The sequence below is a fragment of the Janthinobacterium sp. NKUCC06_STL genome (genome assembly GCF_019345455.1).
GTDB classification, from domain to species: domain Bacteria; phylum Pseudomonadota; class Gammaproteobacteria; order Burkholderiales; family Burkholderiaceae_D; genus Janthinobacterium; species Janthinobacterium rivuli.
In genome coordinates, this window is the sequence record NZ_JAHKQY010000002.1 from 567,458 (window position 1) to 583,823 (window position 16,366).

Genomic DNA, 16,366 nt, shown 5'->3' on the forward strand with positions numbered 1-16,366 from the left:
GAAACTCTTAATCTTGTAATGATATTAACGCTGATACTGGTTCACGGCGCGGTTATGGTCGGGCAAGTTGGCCGAGAACTGGCTGGTGCCGTCGCCGCGCGCGACGAAATACAGCGCCTGCGTGCGGGCCGGCGCCAGCGCCGCCGTCAGCGATTGCGCGCCGGCCAGGGCGATCGGCGTGGGCGGCAAGCCGCCGCGCGTGTAGGTATTGTACGGGGTGTCCGCTTCCAGGTCGCGTTTGCGAATCTTGCCCTGGTAGTTGTCGCCCATGCCATAGATCACGGTCGGGTCCGTCTGCAGCAGCATGCCTGTTTTCAAGCGGTTGACGAACACGCCGGCGATCATGGCCCGCTCGGACTTTTGCCCCGTTTCTTTTTCCACGATGGAAGCCATGATCAGCGCCTCGTACGGGTTTTTATAGGGCAAGGCCGGATCGCGCTTGTCCCACGCTTCGGACAGACGGCCGATCATGGCCGTGTGCGCCTGCCTGAAAATCTGCATTTCGCTGGCGCCCTTGGCGAACAGATACGTGTCCGGGAAGAACAAGCCTTCCGGCAGCACATATTCCGGGCTGATCTTCGCCATCAGTTCCTTGTCGGACAGGCCCACGGTATCGTGCTTGAGGCCAGGGTGATTGGCCATCGCCAGGCGCATCTGCCTGAAGGTCCAGCCTTCGATGATGGTCAGCGACTCTTGCGCGAACTCGCCGCGCGCCAGCTGCGTGATCAGACGCTGCGGCGTGGTGCCCGGTTTCAACTCGTAGGAACCGGCCTTGATCTTCGAGGTCTTGCCTTCGATGCGTGCCAGCATGTTGAACAGGATGGGCACGATGGGCACGCCCGCGTCCGCGATTTGCTGGCCGGCCGCATGCGCGCCGCTGCCCGGGCTGATCGTAAACGGGATCGCCTCGCCGTCCGTGGTGATGGGCTGCTGCGCCCAATACACAAAAGTACCACCGACGCCGATGGCGGCGATGACTGAGCTGACTACAAGTTTTTTAAAGAAAGCCATTGTTCCGATTCTTGTGATGCGCTCGCTGGCGGGCAACGCGCGCTTGTTATGATCGTTCATTTGTGAAGCAAGTCCGCGCAAAGCGGCGCCAACACTGGCAATCTTGCCGCTGCCGACGCAATTTGCGCGACATCACTATAATGAACCCGTAATGATAATGCTTAATCGCTGATCTAATGGAAATTATGAATAACTGGAATCAATTTTTAACCGCCCAAGGCGCCCGCCCCGCTGCCACCGGTGGCGTGCCTGACGGCACCGCCCCCATCGCCGCCACCCCTATCCATGATTTCGGCCAGTCCCTGACAGTGCCCCAGCTGCAAGAAGGTTTTGTCGCGGCCATCACGGACCAGGGCTTGATCGGCTTGAACGGCGACGAGGCAGCCAGTTTCCTGCACGGCCAGCTGACCAACGACGTGGAACACCTGAGCCAGGAGCAAGTGCGCCTGGCCGGCTACTGCACGCCGAAGGGCCGTTTGCTGGCCAGTTTCCTGATGTGGCGCAACGCCACCACCATTTATCTGCAATTGCCGCGCGCCATACAGCCAGCCATCCAGAAGCGGCTGCAAATGTTCGTGCTGCGCGCCAAGGCCAAGCTGCACGATGCATCCTTTGACGAAGCGAACCAAGTCGTCCTGGGCATCGGCGGCCAAAAGGCCAGCGCGGCCCTGTCCGCCTGGTTCCCCACGCTGCCCGCCACGCCTTTCAGCAAGGTCGAGCATGAGTTGGGCACCCTGCTGCGCGAGGCCGATGCCTTTGGCAGCGCCCGCTATGAATGGCTGACGTCTGCCTCCACGGCGCGCGACGTGTGGCCCCCATTGACGCAACAGCTGGCCAAGGGCGGCAATGACGCCTGGCGCTTGTCCGAGATCCACGCGGGCATCCCGCAGATCACGGCCGCCACGCAAGAGCAATTCGTGCCGCAAATGGTCAACTTCGAGCTGCTGGGCGGCGTCAATTTCAAGAAAGGCTGCTACCCGGGCCAGGAAATCGTCGCGCGCAGCCAGTACCTGGGTAAGCTCAAGCGCCGCACCACCCTCGTCAGCATCGCCGATCCCTCGGTCGTGGCCGGCGGTGAACTATTCGCCGTCAGCGACCCCGAGCAGCCTTGCGGCATGGTCGTCAACGCGGCGCCGAACGGCGTGGGCGGCATCGACGCCCTCGTTGAAATGAAGCTGGGGGCCATCGAAGAAGGTGCAAGCGCCGCCGGCGCCGTGCGCTACGGCTCGGCCCAGGGCGCCGCCTTGCAATTTCTGACCATGCCTTACGTGCTAGACGCACTCGACTTGTGAGAATGCCATGAAAGATCTGTATGTTTACTATCAAGTAAAAGAAGAGCACGCTCAAGCGCTGGAGGCCAGGGTTCGCGCCTTGCAAGCCAAGCTTGCGGCCGCCTCAGGCGTGGCGCCGCAACTCAAGCGCCGTCCTGACGCCAAGGATGGCTTGCAGACGTGGATGGAAATTTATCCCGTCGTCGGCGAAGGCTTTACGGAACTGCTGGCCAGCGCAGCCGAGGAAGCGGGCTTGCTGTCATTGACGGCCGGCGCGCGCCATACGGAAGTGTTCATGGATTTGCCTCCATGTGCCTGATCGTTTTTGCCTGGAAAGTCAATCCGCACATCCCGCTGATTGCCGCCGCCAACCGCGACGAATTTTACGAACGCGCCAGCGCCCCCGCCGGCGCCTGGCCCGAACACCCGCAAGTGTATGCGGGCCGCGACCTGCAGGCGGGCGGCAGCTGGATGGGCATCACGCAAGCCGGCGCCGGCAGCTCGCGCTTTGCCGCCATCACGAATATCCGCAGCCCGCAAGACCGCAACCCGGACGCCCCCTCGCGCGGCGCCCTCGTAGCCGACTATCTGGCTGGCAACATGTCGCCGCAAGACTACATCGCGCAAATCCGCCCCGGCTGCAAAGCCTACAACGGGTTTAATCTGGTGCTGGGCGACGCGGATACCCTGATCTGGTTTTCCAACCGGGGCGATGGCGATGCGCGCAATGGCCAGCCTCTGGAACCGGGCATCTACGGCCTGTCCAACGCGCTGCTCGACGCGCCATGGCCGAAGGTCCTGAAGACCAAGGCCCAGTTCGCCAGCTTGCTGTGCCAGGGCGCGCCCGACGAAGCGTATTTCGACATGCTGGCCGACACCACGCGCGCGCCCGACTTCCGCTTGCCGGACACGGGCGTGCCACTCGACCTCGAGCGCGTACTGTCCGCCGTCTGCATCGAAACGCCGGGCTACGGCACTCGCACCTCCACCGTCGTCAAATTGTTCCCGGATTCTCCCGGCGAATTGCATGAGCTGGTGATTCAATAACGCCACCTTGCATCATGCGTAGGTCGGGGTAGGTCGGGTTAGCGCGCAAGCGCGTAAGCCGACAACACCACCACACTCAACCGGCATCACCACCGTCCCCGATGTCGGATTACGCGCCCCTGCGGCGCGCTAATCCGACCTACGCACGCTTCCCCTTGTCTGCATCGAAAAGCCACTCCGCATGTGTTCGCGCAAAAAAGAAAGCGCTTGCGCAAGCGCTTTCTTTTGTTTACGATAGCTTCAATCGCGGCGACACAGCCGCACACTATCGCAGTACACAATAATAATAAAAACCTCAGGAGACACCATGGCCACCATGGAAGATGTAGCGCGGGCGGCGGACGTATCGCTGTCGACCGTCTCGCACGTAGTCAACGGCACCCGCAAGGTCAGCCCGAAAACCGTCGCCGCCGTCAATGCGGCCATGCAGCAGATCGGCTATGTGCCGAACATGCTGGCGCGCGCGCTGGCCGGTTCCTCGTCGGGCACCATCGGCGTGGCCATTTCCGCCTTCACCAATCATTACTTCAGCGAAACCGTGCGCGCCATCGAGGCGGCCTGCACGCGCCATGGCTTGATGATGCTGTTTTCCGATACGCATGACGATCCCGAGCAGGAACTCAAAGTGGTGCAGAACTTGCACCAGCGCCGGGTCGACGGCATCGTGCTCGCGCCGTCCGGCGATCCGCACAACCGCGCCCTCGACTATTTAAACAGCAACAAGATCGCTTCCGTGCTGGTCGACCGCATGTCGCCACAACCGTTCGACCAGGTGGGCGTGGAAAACATCGAGGCGACGGCGCAGCTCGTCAGCCACCTGATCACGGCCCACGGCCACCGCCGCATCGGCTTTATCGCCGGCGCGCCCGGCCTGTCCACGACCCACGAGCGTATCGACGGCTACCGCCTGGCCTTGCAGCGCGCCAATATCGCCTTCGATGCGGAACTGCTGCGCTCGGGCGACTCCAACCTCGAGCGCAGCGGCGCGGCCACGCTCGAACTGCTGGCGCTGCCGCAGCGCCCGACGGCCATCGTGGCCGGCAATAACCTGATGACCATCGGCACCATGCATGCCTTGCGCGACGCGCACATTGCGGTACCGCAAGACGTCGCGCTGGCCGGCTTCGATGATTTCGACTGGGCCGATTACTTCAGCCCCCGCCTGACCGTGATGGCGCAGCCGCTCGAAGAGCTGGGCGCCATGGCCGTCGACCTGCTGATCGAGCGCATCGCCCATCCCGGCCGTGCCCAGCACGTGCAGCGCCTGTCGCCGACCTTGCGCGTACGCAATTCCTGCGGCTGCCCCTGACCTTTTACAGTAAATCAACATGCATCCAGCGATTTCCCTCGGTATCGACCTCGGTACCTCCGAACTGAAAACCGTGCTGATGGACAGCACTGGCGCCGTGCGCGGCCAGGCGTCCGTGCGCGTCGACACCAGCCGCCCGCTGCCGGGCTGGTCCGAACAAGCGCCGCAGGACTGGTGGGCCGCCTGCGTCAACGCCCTGGCGCAGCTGCGCGCCGGCTGGCCGCAGGAATACGCACAGATCGCCTGCATCGGCCTGTCGGGCCAGATGCACGGCGCCGTGCTGCTCGACGACCAAGACACCGTGATCCGCCCCGCCATCCTGTGGAACGATGCGCGCGCCGAAGCGGAAGCGGCCAGCCTGGCGCGCGACTATCCAGCGTATGCGGACGTGACGGGCAGCCTGCCCATGGCGGGCCTGACGGCGCCAAAACTGCTGTGGCTGCAAACCCACGAGCCTGACGCCTTTGCCGCCATCGCCTGCGTGCTGTCGCCGAAAGACTACCTGCGCCTGCAATTGACGGGTAACAAGGTCACCGACATGTCCGACGCGGCCGGTACGCTGTGGCTGGACGAGGCCAGGCGCGCCTGGTTCACCCCCATGCTGGCCGCCTGCGGTTTGCGTGCGGAACAGATGCCGGCGCTGGCCGAAGGCGACGCCGCCACGGGCACCGTGCTGGCCGCCGTCGCAGACAAGCTGGGCTTGCCAGCAAACGTGGTGATGGCGGCCGGCGGCGGCGACAACCCCGTCTCGGCCGTGGGCATCGGCGCCGTCAATGGCGGCGACAGTTTCATTTCGCTGGGCACCAGCGCCGCCATCGTTTCCGTCACCGAACAGCCTTTGGGCAATCCGGCCGGCGGCGTGCACAGCTTTTGCCACGCCCTGCCCGGCCGCTGGTATGCGATGGGCGCGATCCTGTCCGGCGCCAGCTGTCTGCGCTGGGCCACTGGCGTGCTGGGCCAGCCCGACGAGGCGGCCCTGCTGGCGCTGGTGGAAGCGCTCTTGCCGCTCGACAGCACCATCGCCCCGTCCTCGCCCCTGTTCCTGCCGTATCTGTCTGGCGAGCGCACGCCGCATAACGACCCGCAAGTGCGCGGCGCCTTTTTGCAGCTGGGCCATGACAGCACACCGGCGCAGCTCGGCTATGCCGTGCTCGAAGGCGTGGCCTTCGCCTTGCGCGACGCCATGGCGGCCGTCACGTCGACGGGTGCCGTGGTTCCCCACTGCATGCTGGTGGGCGGCGGCGCGCGCAGCCAGTACTGGGCGCAACTGCTGGCCAATGTGCTGGGACGCGAAATGCGCACCCTGCACAACAGCGAACTGTCGGCCAGCCTGGGCGCGGCCAAGCTGGGCTTTGCCGCCATCGGCCAGCGCCAGCTGCTGGCCACTAGCTTGCCCATCAAAAACAATTTCTTGCCCGATGCCGCGCACAGCGCAGCCTTGAGCATCCGCTACAGCCGCTACCGTAGCCTGTTTCCCGCCGTGCAAGCCTTGCACCAACTCAGTGATAAGGAAGAGTAATGAATCAGCTGCAACTATTGAAGCAACACAGCACCGTCGTCGCCGACACGGGCGACTTTTTGCAACTGGCGCGCTTCGCGCCGCAGGACGCCACCACCAACCCGTCGCTGATTTTAAAAGCCGTGCTGCAGCCCGATTACGCGCCCTTGTTGGAAAGCACGGTCGCCGCGCACAAGAACGCGTCGCTGGACGATATCGTCGACCAGGTGCTGGTGCGCTTCGGCCTGGAAATTTTGAAGGTGGTGCCGGGTCGCGTATCGACGGAAGTCGATGCCCGCCTGAGCTTTGACCGCGACGCCACCGTGGCCCGCGGGCGCCGCCTGATCGCCCTGTACGAGCAAGCCGGCATCAGTCGCGAGCGCGTGCTGATCAAGGTCGCCGCCACCTGGGAAGGCATCCAGGCGGCGCGCGAGCTGGAAAAAGACGGCATCTTTTGTAACCTGACCCTGCTGTTCGCATTTTGCCAGGCCGTCGCCTGCGCCGACGCGAAAGTACGGCTGATTTCGCCTTTCGTGGGCCGCATCTACGACTGGCATAAAAAATCGCTGGGCGCGGCATGGGACGAAGCGGCGCGCAGCTTGTCCAACGATCCAGGTGTACAGTCGGTCACGCGCATCTTCAATTACTACAAACAGCATGGCATCGCCACGCAAGTGATGGGCGCCAGCTTCCGCAACGTGGGCCAGATCACGGCCCTGTCGGGCTGCGACTTGCTGACCATCAGCCCCGACCTGCTGGCCAAACTCGAAGCATCCGACGCGCCGTTCGAGCGCGCGCTGGGCGGCGACCTGGGCGCGGCGCAGCCGGCCGTCACGTATGACGAGGCCGCTTTCCGCTACGCCTTGAACGACGACCCGATGGCGACCGAAAAGCTGGCCGAAGGCATCCGCGGCTTTGCCGTCGATGCGGGCAAGCTGGACGCCATGATCGAGAAATTACGCAGTCAATAAGTTTGCACCCTTTTTCACCCGTAGCACCGTTTGTTTTTCACAATAAAAACCCTTGGAGATCCTCATGAAAAAAGTCATTACCGCCTCCCTGCTGCTGTCCGCCGCCTGCGGCGCTTTCGCTGCTGACAAACCGCTGAAATCGATCGGCGTGAGCGTGGGCGACCTGGCCAACCCGTTTTTTGTCGCCATTGGCCGCGGCGCGGAAGAAAGCGCGAAAAAGCTGGGCGGCCCTGGCGTGAAAGTCACCACTGTTTCCAGCAAGTATGACCTGAACACCCAGGTGGACCAGATCGAGAACTTTATTGCCAACAAAACCGACATCATCATCCTGAACGCCGTCGATTCCAAGGGCATCGCGCCAGCCATCAAGAAAGCGCGCAATGCGGGCGTGGTCGTGATCGCTGTCGACGTGGGCGCCGTGGGCGCGTCGGCCACCGTGATGTCCGACAACACTATGGCTGGCGACGTGTCGTGCGCCTACCTGGCCAAGCAGATCGGCGGCAAGGGCAATGTGGTGATTCTGAACGGCCCGCCGGTCACGTCCGTGATCGACCGCGTGAATGGCTGCAAGAAAACCCTGGCCGCGTTCAAGGATATCAAGATCCTGTCCGACAACCAGAACGCCGGCGGCAGCCGCGACGGCGGCATGACCGTGATGTCGAACTTGCTGACGGCCCATCCGAAGATCGACGGCGTGTTCGCCATCAATGATCCGACCGGTATCGGCGCCGAACTGGCGATCAAGCAATCGAAGCGCACGGACGTGAAACTGATCACGGCAGTCGATGGCGCGCCCGATGGCCAGAACGCCCTGAAAAACAAGGCCGGCCTGTTTGCCGCCACCTCGGCGCAAAACCCGTACCGCATGGCGACCGACGCCGTGCAGATGGGCTACGACATCATGAACGGCCGCACGCCGAAACAGACCATGGTGCTGTTGCCGACCCCGGCCATCACCAAGGAAAACGTCGCCACCTACACGGGCTGGGTAAAGAACTGATCTGCCTGACCTGAACCACGAGGCGCCGCTGGCCGGTTGGCAGGCGGCGCCAGTTTCACAAGCAAGGAAGGACAGTCATGAGCGACGATATTATTTTTGAAATGCGCGGCATCGAGAAGCGCTTTGGCGCCACGCGCGCGCTGCGCGGCGTGCACCTGACCGTGCGCAGCGGCGAAATCCATGCCGTGATGGGCGAGAACGGCGCCGGCAAGAGTACCCTGATGAAGATTTTATCCGGCGTGTACACGCCGGACGCCGGTGAGATCATTCTCGACGGCAAGCCGATCCGCATCCGCAACCCAGGCGAGGCACGCGCGCTGGGCATCAACCTGATCTACCAGGAACTGAGCGTGGCCAAGAACATGACGGTGGCGCAGAACGTCTTCATGGGCAGCGAGCCGAAGGGGCCGTTCTGGACCGTCAAGGGCGGCGAAATGCGCGCGCGCACGAACGCCATCCTGGCCGATCTCGGTTCCCGCTTCGACGCCGACACCATGGTGTCGACCCTGTCGATCGCCGAGCAGCAGCAGGTGGAAATCGCCCGCGCCCTCGTACACGAAAGCCGCATCCTGATCATGGACGAGCCCACTGCCGCCCTGTCCGACCGGGAAACAGAACAATTGTTCCGCATCATCGAAGAGCAGCGCGACAAGGGTCTGGCCGTACTCTACATCAGCCACCGCATGGCCGAAGTGGAACGCCTGGCGCGCCGCATCACGGTGCTGCGCGACGGCGCCTATGTGGGCGAGCTGGGCAAGGATGAGCTGGATCAAAAGAAAGTCGTGCAAATGATGGTGGGCCGCCCTGCCGACGACTTTTATTCGCACCAGCGGCGCACCACCCGGGGCGCCGAGCGCCTGCGCGTGGACAAGGTGGGCGGCGGCAAGGTCAAGCCTGCCTCATTCGCCCTGCATGCGGGCGAAGTGACGGGTCTTGCCGGCCTCGTCGGCGCAGGCCGCACGGAACTGGCGCGCCTGATCTTTGGCGCGGACAAGAAGCAATCGGGGCAAGTATGGCTCGACGGCCAGGAAGTGCATATCCACCGGCCGCTGGCGGCCATCCGCCACGGCATCGGCTACCTGCCCGAAGACCGCAAGAGCCTGGGCCTGTTCATGCAATTGTCGGCCATGGAAAACATGTCGATGAACATTCTGTCCAAGCACTCCACGGCAGGCGTGGTCAACCGTGGCGCCCTGACCCAGCTCACGCGCGAGGCCATCAGCAACCTCAACGTGAAAGTATCGGGACCGGACGGCATCGTCGGCGGACTGTCCGGCGGCAACCAGCAGAAAGTCTTGCTAGCGCGCTGGCTGGCCATCGCGCCGAAAGTGCTCATCCTCGACGAACCGACGCGGGGCGTGGACGTGGGCGCGAAGAGCGAAATTTACAAGATCATCCACCAGCTGGCGGACGCGGGCACGGCCGTGCTGTGCATTTCCAGCGAACTGGCCGAGCTGGTAGGCATCTGCGACCGCGTGATGGTGATGTGCGAAGGCAGGCTCACCGGCGAAGTCACGGGTGACGACATCACGCAGGAAAACATCCTTGCCTATGCCACCCTGCAAGAAGCGGCATAAAAATAATCATTCAGGAGATTTAACATGACAACGAGTACCACCAGCGGCGCCGCGCGCGCCGGCGAACCCTTCAATGCCTCGAACCTGATGCGCCGCCTGGGCATGCTGCCCGTGCTGGTGGTGCTCTACCTGGCCATGTACGGCCTGACCGTGTATTTCTCGGCTGACGGCACGTCGACGTTCATGACCAGCAATAACACCATGAACATCTTCCGCCAGGTGTCGATCAATATCGTGCTGGCGTCCGGCATGACCTTCGTCATCCTGACCAGCGGCATCGATTTGTCCGTCGGTTCCGTGCTGGCCGTCTCGGCCGTGGCAGGCATGCTGATGTCGCTGTCGGCCCAGTTCGCCGGCTTCTCGATTCCCGCCTTCCTCATCGTCGGCCTGCTGCTGGGTGCGCTCAATGGCGTGCTGGTCGCCCTCGTCGGCCTGAACCCGTTTGTCGTGACCCTGGGCACCATGACGGCCCTGCGCGGCGCCGCCTACCTGCTGGCGGACGGCACCAGCGTGCTGAACACGGAAATCCCGAGCTTTGAATGGATGGGCAACGGCAGCTTCCTGGCCGTGCCCTGGCTGATCTGGCTGGCGGCGGCCGTCGTCGTGCTGACGTGGTTTATTTTGCGCAAGACGACACTGGGCCTGCATATCTACGCCGTCGGCGGCAATATCCAGGCGGCCCGTTTGACCGGTATCAAGGTTGGCCTCGTGCTGATGTTTGTCTACACGATCAGCGGCCTGTTCGCGGGCCTGGGCGGCGCCATGTCGGCCAGCCGCCTGTATGCGGCCAACGGCAACTGGGGCACCGGTTATGAACTCGATGCGATTGCAGCCGTCGTGCTCGGCGGCACCAGCCTAATGGGCGGCGTGGGTTCCGTCTGGGGCACCGTCATCGGCGCCCTGATCATCGGCGTGATGAACAATGGCTTGACGATTCTGGGGCTGTCGTCGTTCTGGCAGTATGTGGCGAAAGGTGTCGTGATCGTGCTGGCGGTGATTCTCGACAAATGGCGCCAGTCGCACGCGCAGAACTGATTGTGCTGGTGGTGTCGGGTTACGCGCTGCGCGCTAACCCGACCTACCGTTGACGTCGTAGGTCGGATTAGCGCTACGCGCGTAATCCGACAACACCCTAAAACACCAGCCGCATCTCCACATGCGCAATCCCCGCCTCTTCAAACTGTTCCCCCTGCTGCACGAAACCGTGGCGCGCATAAAATGGCGCGGCCACGGTTTGCGCGTTCAGCACCACCGCTGCATCGCCGCGTTCGCGGGCCTTCTCCATCAGCAAAGTCAAAATGGCGCCGCCCACGCCCGTGCCGCGTCCCGGCTGGCGCACGGCCATACGGCCGATGTGGCCATCGGGCAGTAACCGGCCCGTGCCGATGGCGGCACCAAAGTCGTCATAGGCAACGGCATGCAGGCAGACGGCGTCCATGTCGTCGAGTTCGATCTCGGCCGGCACTTTCTGTTCATCGACAAAGACTTCAAAACGGATGGCAGTGGCGTCCGGGCCCAGGGTGGCCCAGTCGCCGAGGCGGATGGTGTGCTTGGTCATGGTGTACGGTAGAAAGAAACAGGCCCCATTGTCGCACGGCCTGCCACGCCTTGGCAGGTGGTGCGGCTCAAGCGTTCGATTTCAAGTAACGTCCAGGTGTTTCACCGAGTATTTTGCGAAACATGACGACAAAATTGCTCGCGTTCTCGTAGCCCAGGCCCTCTGCGACATGCTGGACCGTGGCACCCCTGGCCATCCATTGCAAGGCGAGCAGGATATGCAGTTGCCTGCGCCAGCGTCCAAAACTCATGCCGGTTTCCCGGGACACCAGGCGTGACAGCGTGCGCGCACTGATGCCCATCCGCTGCGCCCATGATTCGATGTTGCCCGGATCGGACGGACGCGCCATGATCCACTCGACCAGTTTGCGTAGCCGCTTGTCTGGCGTCAGAGGAAGATGAACCTGGCCGGGCTGCGCCAGCGCCATTTCGTCGAGAAGCAGTGTCATCACTCGTGACGCCATGCCGCCCTCTTCGTAGCGCATCGGCAATGCCGCTGAACGGATCACCAATTCACGCAGCAGCGGCGTGGTCGACAAGGTGCAGCACTCCCGCGGCAACGCGCCGCCCACCGCAGGATCGACATACACCACGTAACAATCGACCGTGCCGGCCCCATCCATTCGATGTTGTGTGCCACCGGGTACCCAAATGGCGCTTCCTGGCGGCACCAGCCAGAAGCCGCCGTCCACCTCGCAGGTCAGCACGCCGCGCATCCAGAGCAGGAATTGGCCTTTTCGATGCTGATGAAAATCCCTCTCCTTGCGGCTATCCATGTCGCGGCCAACGGCGCCAAGCGTGACCACCGGCCTTGGCACGCAGTCGGGGTCTTCCCACTCGACGGATGAGTCTTCGCTGAAAACAGGCATCAGGCACCTTTCAAGGGTCAGTATCAGTGGCAAGAATTCAATATAACATGGCCTGTTGGCTCATTGTGACCAACACGTGGCGCGCCTAACATGGACGCTGACATCACAACCACGAAAGCTGTCACATGGAACAAACGAAGAAAATCCTGATCTGCGGCGGCGGCATCGCCGGCCCTGCGTGTGCCTGGTGGCTGAGCAGGTACGGCTACTCCGTGGTGCTTGTCGAAAAGGCTGGCGCGCTCAGGGTCGGCGGGCAGAACATCGATGTGAAGGATGCCGCGCAGCAGGTCATCAAGCTCATGGGTTTGACATCACAGGTCGAGGCGCGCGACACGCTGGAGTGCGGCCAGAAGTGGCTCGACGCGGCCGGCAAGGTGGTGGCTGTTTTTCCCAAAGGTAGTATCGGCGGACTGACCTGCGATTTTGAAATCCTGCGCGGCGATTTCGCCCGTATTTTGTTCGATGCTACCCACGGCACTTGCGAATACCGTTTTGGCACGTCCGTCAGTGCCGTTGAAGAGATTGAAAATGGCGTGCGGGCAATCTTTGCCGATGGCACGGCAGAGGACTTCGAACTGGTGATCTGCGCCGACGGCGTGAGCTCGCCGACCAGAGACCTGGCGCTGGCTGCTGAAACGCGCATGCGTTACCTCGGTGCCTACATGGCTTTTTTCAACATTCCCCGGCGGCCGGAAGACGACTTCTGGGCCTGCTCCGTCAATGGCATAGGCGGGACGATGATCAACCTCAGGCCAGGTGGCTTGACGCACACTACCGTGCTGATGACCTTTCCTGCCGCTGAGCCTGGCCTGCGAAGTCCAACGGCGCCGTCGCCGCGCGAGACGCTGCGGGCGGCACTGGTGGGCCGGGGCAAGGTGGCCGATCGTATCATCGCCGAGCTTGATAACGTCCAGGACTTCTACTTCGGGCCGATGAGCCAGGTACAAGCTTCCACCTGGTCAAAAGGCCGGCTGGTCTTGCTGGGCGATGCGGCGCACTGCCCGACGCCATTTACGGGCAAGGGCACGGCGTTGGCGCTGGTGGGAGCCTACGTGCTGGCGGGGGAAATCAAGAGGTGCGCGACCCACACCCAGGCTTTCGAGGCATACGAACGCATCCTGCGCCCGTATGCCGAGCGGTCGCAGCGGGAGCTGAGCCCTCGCCTCATCCGGCTCATGCACGTGCGGACGCGGTTCGGCATCGCCATCGCGCACCTGCTGCAACGGTGCTTCGGCAGCGCCCTGATCCAGTCGCTGTTGCAAGCGAACGCCACGAGCAAGGTGCGCAGGATCGACGAGGATTTCACGCTCCCGATCTATTGAAAGCATTGCTGCGCTACCGGGCGCGCCCGGTCACTTTTCAGGACGGCCCGGTTACAACTTCACCAGCTGCTTGCCGAAGTTGCGCCCTTTTAAGAGGCCGATGAAGGCCTCGGGTGCGCTGGCCAGGCCGTCGGCCACGGATTCGCGGAATTTCAGCTTGCCCGTCGCCACCAGCGTTCCCAGTTCCGCCAGTCCCTGCGGCCAGAATTCCGGCTGTTCCGAAACGATGAAGCCGCGCACGCTCAGGCGGTTGGTGAGGATCAGGCGCGCATTGTCGAGGGGCGTCGGTTCGCCGTTGTAGCCGGCGATCCAGCCGCACACGGCCACGCGGCCAAAGGCATTGGTGCGCGCCAGCGCCGCATCGAAGATGGCGCCGCCCACGTTTTCAAAGATGGCGTCGATGCCGTCCGGCGTGGCCGCCGCCAGATCGGCCTCAAGATTGCCCGCCTTGTAGTCGACACAGGCATCGAAACCCAGTTCATTCACCACATAGGCGCACTTGTCCGCACCGCCGGCGATACCGACGACGCGGCAGCCTTTCAATTTCGCCAGTTGCCCCACGACGCTGCCCACGGCGCCGCTGGCGGCCGACACGACCACGGTTTCGCCCGCTTTCGGCGCCATGATCTGATTCAAACCATACCAGGCCGTCATGCCCGGCATGCCGACGGAACCGAGGTAGGCGGAGGCAGGAATATGCGTCGTGTCGACCTTGCGCAGCATCGTGCCGTCCGACACGGCCACTTCCGTCCAGCCCAGGGTTCCCACCACCGTGTCGCCCACGGCGAACTTCGGATGCTTCGATTCCAGCACGACGCCCACCGTGCCGCCGATCATGGTTTCATTCAAAGCCTGCGGCGCCGCATAGCTTTTATTGGCACTCATGCGCCCGCGCATGTAAGGATCGAGCGACAGGTACTGATTGCGTACCAGCAATTCACCATCCTTCATGGCGGGAAGGTCTTGAGTTTCCAGGCGAAAATGTGCCGGCTGCACTTCCTCCGTGGAGGCGGGGCGCGAGGCGAGGACGATGCGTTGATAGGTGGTCATGAATGCTCCTTGACGATAGAGAAGATCAGCGGAAGGCTGGGGTCAGACCCGCCGGGTCTGACCCCGGGTGTCTGTTGCGTAACGACTAAATCTCGTAATCCATGCATTGCCGCGCTTCCCGCACTGCCCCAAAAAACGGCTTGATTTTCACGTGCTCGGGATGGTTCTGGTAGGCATCGAGCGCTTCGCGGCTGGCGAATTCGCTGTACAGGACGATGTCGTAGGTGGCTTCCAGGCCCGGCTGGGCCACGGCTGCTTCGAATTTCAATATGCCGGGCACCAGGTCGGAACAGGAATCGAGCAAGGCTTTCAGTTTCAAGGCGTTCGTGGCGCGGTCGGCGCCTTCGGCGTGGTCTAACAGTTTCCAGAAAACGATGTGCTTGATCATGGTGGCAGGCTGCTTGTTTATTAATGAAGCATTACTGTACCCGCTATCGGCAGGTCTTGCAGGAAGCGGGCGCGCAATGCAAACGGGCGGCCCTGGAAGCCGCCCGCAGACTGGGTTTAATTTAAATCACAGTACTTCGAACAGCCCGGCCGCGCCCTGCCCGCCGCCGATGCACATGGTCACGACCACGTATTTGACGCCGCGGCGCTTGCCTTCGATCAAGGCGTGGCCCGTCAGCCGGGCGCCCGACACGCCGTACGGGTGGCCGACGGCAATCGCGCCGCCATTGACGTTCAGGCGGTCCATGGGGATGCCCAGAGTGTCGGCGCAGTACAGCACTTGCACGGCGAACGCTTCGTTGAGTTCCCACAGGCCGATGTCGGCCACCGTCAAGCCCGCCTTTTTCAGCAGTTTCGGAATCGCGTAGACGGGGCCAATACCCATTTCATCGGGTTCACAGCCGGCCACGGCAAAGCCGCGGAAGATGCCCAGCGGTTGTAGACCTTTCGCTTCGGCCACTTTCGCATTCATGACGATGGCCATCGAAGCGCCATCGGAAAACTGGCTGGCGTTGCCGGCGCTGATGACGCCGCCAGGAATGGCCGGGCGGATCTTCGCCACGCCGTCATACGTCGTGTCGGCACGGATGCCTTCGTCGGCGGCAATCGTCACTTCACGCGAGACCAGCATGCCGCTGGCCTTGTCGGCCACGCCCATGATCGTAGTCATCGGCACGATTTCCGCATCGAACAGGCCGGCAGCCAGGGCGCTTGCTGCGCGCTGCTGGCTTTGCGCGCCATAGGCATCCTGGCGCTCGCGTGAAATCTGGTAGCGCTTGGCCACGGTTTCGGCCGTCTGCAGCATGGGCCAGTACACTTCCGGCTTGTGCTGCTGCAACCAGACGTCGCGGTACATATGCGTATTCATTTCGTTTTGCACGCAAGAAATCGATTCCACGCCGCCCGCCGCATAGATATCGCCTTCGCCTGCGATGATGCGCTGCGCCGCCAGGGCGATGGCCTGCAAGCCCGACGAGCAAAAACGGTTGACGGTCATGCCGGCCGTCGTCACGGGGCAGCCGCCGCGCAGCGCCACCTGGCGCGCGATATTGCCGCCCGTCGCGCCTTCAGGGAAGGCGCAGCCGACCAGCACGTCTTCCACTTCCTCCGCCTCGATGCGCGCGCGCTCGACGGCGGCGGCCAGCACGTGGCCGCCCAGGGTGGCGCCATGCGTCATGTTGAACGCGCCTTTCCAGGACTTGGCCAGGCCCGTGCGGGCGGTCGATACGATGACGGCTTCATTCATGCTGTGTCTCCTTGTGGGGATATTATGGGGTGAGGTATCTGCGCAATGAGAATAGCACATTTAAGTACGGTCGTTCGCAAAGTTCGGACGAACAACGATTTGTAAGCTTGGTGTAAGTTTCAAGCAAGCATGACGTAAGGTTCGGAGAACACACTCGCCTCCAGCTGTTGCAAGAATGGTCAAAAAGACCG

The 16,366-nt window shown here is 62.8% G+C and carries 16 protein-coding genes; 10 read left to right on the forward strand and 6 right to left on the reverse strand.

Annotation, left to right across the window (positions count from 1 at the left end; translation table 11 throughout):
* Positions 1-24: 24 nt before the first annotated feature.
* Positions 25-1,011, reverse strand: a complete 987-nt coding sequence (mltG, locus tag KO539_RS11520; protein ID WP_219309337.1) for an endolytic transglycosylase MltG — start codon at positions 1,009-1,011, stop codon at positions 25-27.
* A gap of 176 nt (positions 1,012-1,187) precedes the next feature.
* On the opposite strand from mltG, the gene KO539_RS11525 reads away from it, so the two are divergent.
* The 9 genes from KO539_RS11525 (at position 1,188) to KO539_RS11565 (ending at position 10,719) form a co-directional block, all read left to right on the forward strand.
* Complete coding sequence (locus KO539_RS11525) at positions 1,188-2,303, forward strand: folate-binding protein YgfZ (RefSeq protein ID WP_219309338.1); 1,116 nt, start codon at positions 1,188-1,190, stop codon at positions 2,301-2,303.
* 7 nt (positions 2,304-2,310) lie between these two features.
* A complete protein-coding gene (locus KO539_RS11530) occupies positions 2,311-2,601 on the forward strand; it encodes a DUF4936 family protein (protein ID WP_219309340.1) in 291 nt (96 codons plus the stop codon).
* Positions 2,592-3,329 carry an NRDE family protein gene (locus KO539_RS11535; RefSeq protein ID WP_219309341.1) on the forward strand — a complete coding sequence of 246 codons (738 nt, stop codon included), beginning with the start codon at positions 2,592-2,594 and terminating at the stop codon, positions 3,327-3,329. The genes KO539_RS11530 and KO539_RS11535 overlap by 10 nt, the downstream gene beginning before the upstream one ends.
* A gap of 307 nt (positions 3,330-3,636) precedes the next feature.
* Positions 3,637-4,638: a LacI family DNA-binding transcriptional regulator gene (locus tag KO539_RS11540; protein WP_219309343.1), complete on the forward strand. Its 1,002-nt coding sequence runs from the start codon at positions 3,637-3,639 to the stop codon at positions 4,636-4,638.
* A gap of 31 nt (positions 4,639-4,669) precedes the next feature.
* Positions 4,670-6,157, forward strand: a complete 1,488-nt coding sequence (gene xylB / locus KO539_RS11545; RefSeq protein WP_219309817.1) for a xylulokinase — start codon at positions 4,670-4,672, stop codon at positions 6,155-6,157.
* Complete coding sequence (gene tal / locus KO539_RS11550; protein ID WP_219309345.1) at positions 6,157-7,107, forward strand: transaldolase; 951 nt, start codon at positions 6,157-6,159, stop codon at positions 7,105-7,107. Before xylB ends, tal begins: the two co-directional genes overlap by 1 nt.
* A gap of 64 nt (positions 7,108-7,171) precedes the next feature.
* Complete coding sequence (locus KO539_RS11555; RefSeq protein WP_077404737.1) at positions 7,172-8,107, forward strand: ABC transporter substrate-binding protein; 936 nt, start codon at positions 7,172-7,174, stop codon at positions 8,105-8,107.
* A 77-nt stretch (positions 8,108-8,184) separates the two neighbouring features.
* Positions 8,185-9,684 (forward strand): sugar ABC transporter ATP-binding protein, encoded by a 1,500-nt coding sequence (locus KO539_RS11560; RefSeq protein ID WP_219309347.1) that lies wholly within the window; start codon positions 8,185-8,187, stop codon positions 9,682-9,684.
* A 24-nt stretch (positions 9,685-9,708) separates the two neighbouring features.
* On the forward strand, positions 9,709-10,719 hold the full coding sequence (locus KO539_RS11565) for a ribose ABC transporter permease (protein WP_035819084.1): 1,011 nt from the start codon (positions 9,709-9,711) through the stop codon (positions 10,717-10,719).
* Positions 10,720-10,816: 97 nt separating this feature from the next.
* Here the strand turns inward: KO539_RS11565 and KO539_RS11570 are convergent, their stop codons facing one another.
* Entirely contained in the window at positions 10,817-11,242 is a 426-nt protein-coding gene (locus tag KO539_RS11570; protein ID WP_219309349.1) for a GNAT family N-acetyltransferase, read from the reverse strand.
* A gap of 67 nt (positions 11,243-11,309) precedes the next feature.
* Positions 11,310-12,110: a helix-turn-helix domain-containing protein gene (locus tag KO539_RS11575; RefSeq protein WP_219309351.1), complete on the reverse strand. Its 801-nt coding sequence runs from the start codon at positions 12,108-12,110 to the stop codon at positions 11,310-11,312.
* A 125-nt stretch (positions 12,111-12,235) separates the two neighbouring features.
* Here KO539_RS11575 and KO539_RS11580 point away from each other — a divergent pair, with 125 nt between their 5' ends.
* The gene (locus KO539_RS11580) at positions 12,236-13,432 is read left to right on the forward strand and encodes an FAD-dependent monooxygenase (protein ID WP_219309353.1); all 1,197 of its coding nucleotides are present in this window, start codon (positions 12,236-12,238) and stop codon (positions 13,430-13,432) included.
* A gap of 51 nt (positions 13,433-13,483) precedes the next feature.
* On the opposite strand, the gene KO539_RS11585 is transcribed toward KO539_RS11580, so the two are convergent.
* The 3 genes from KO539_RS11585 to KO539_RS11595 form a co-directional block, all read right to left on the reverse strand.
* Positions 13,484-14,482 carry an NADP-dependent oxidoreductase gene (locus KO539_RS11585; protein WP_219309355.1) on the reverse strand — a complete coding sequence of 333 codons (999 nt, stop codon included), beginning with the start codon at positions 14,480-14,482 and terminating at the stop codon, positions 13,484-13,486.
* Between the two features lie 85 nt (positions 14,483-14,567).
* Positions 14,568-14,870, reverse strand: a complete 303-nt coding sequence (locus tag KO539_RS11590) for a Dabb family protein (RefSeq protein ID WP_099377195.1) — start codon at positions 14,868-14,870, stop codon at positions 14,568-14,570.
* A 126-nt stretch (positions 14,871-14,996) separates the two neighbouring features.
* Positions 14,997-16,175, reverse strand: a complete 1,179-nt coding sequence (locus KO539_RS11595; RefSeq protein ID WP_219309357.1) for an acetyl-CoA C-acyltransferase — start codon at positions 16,173-16,175, stop codon at positions 14,997-14,999.
* Positions 16,176-16,366: the final 191 nt, after the last annotated feature.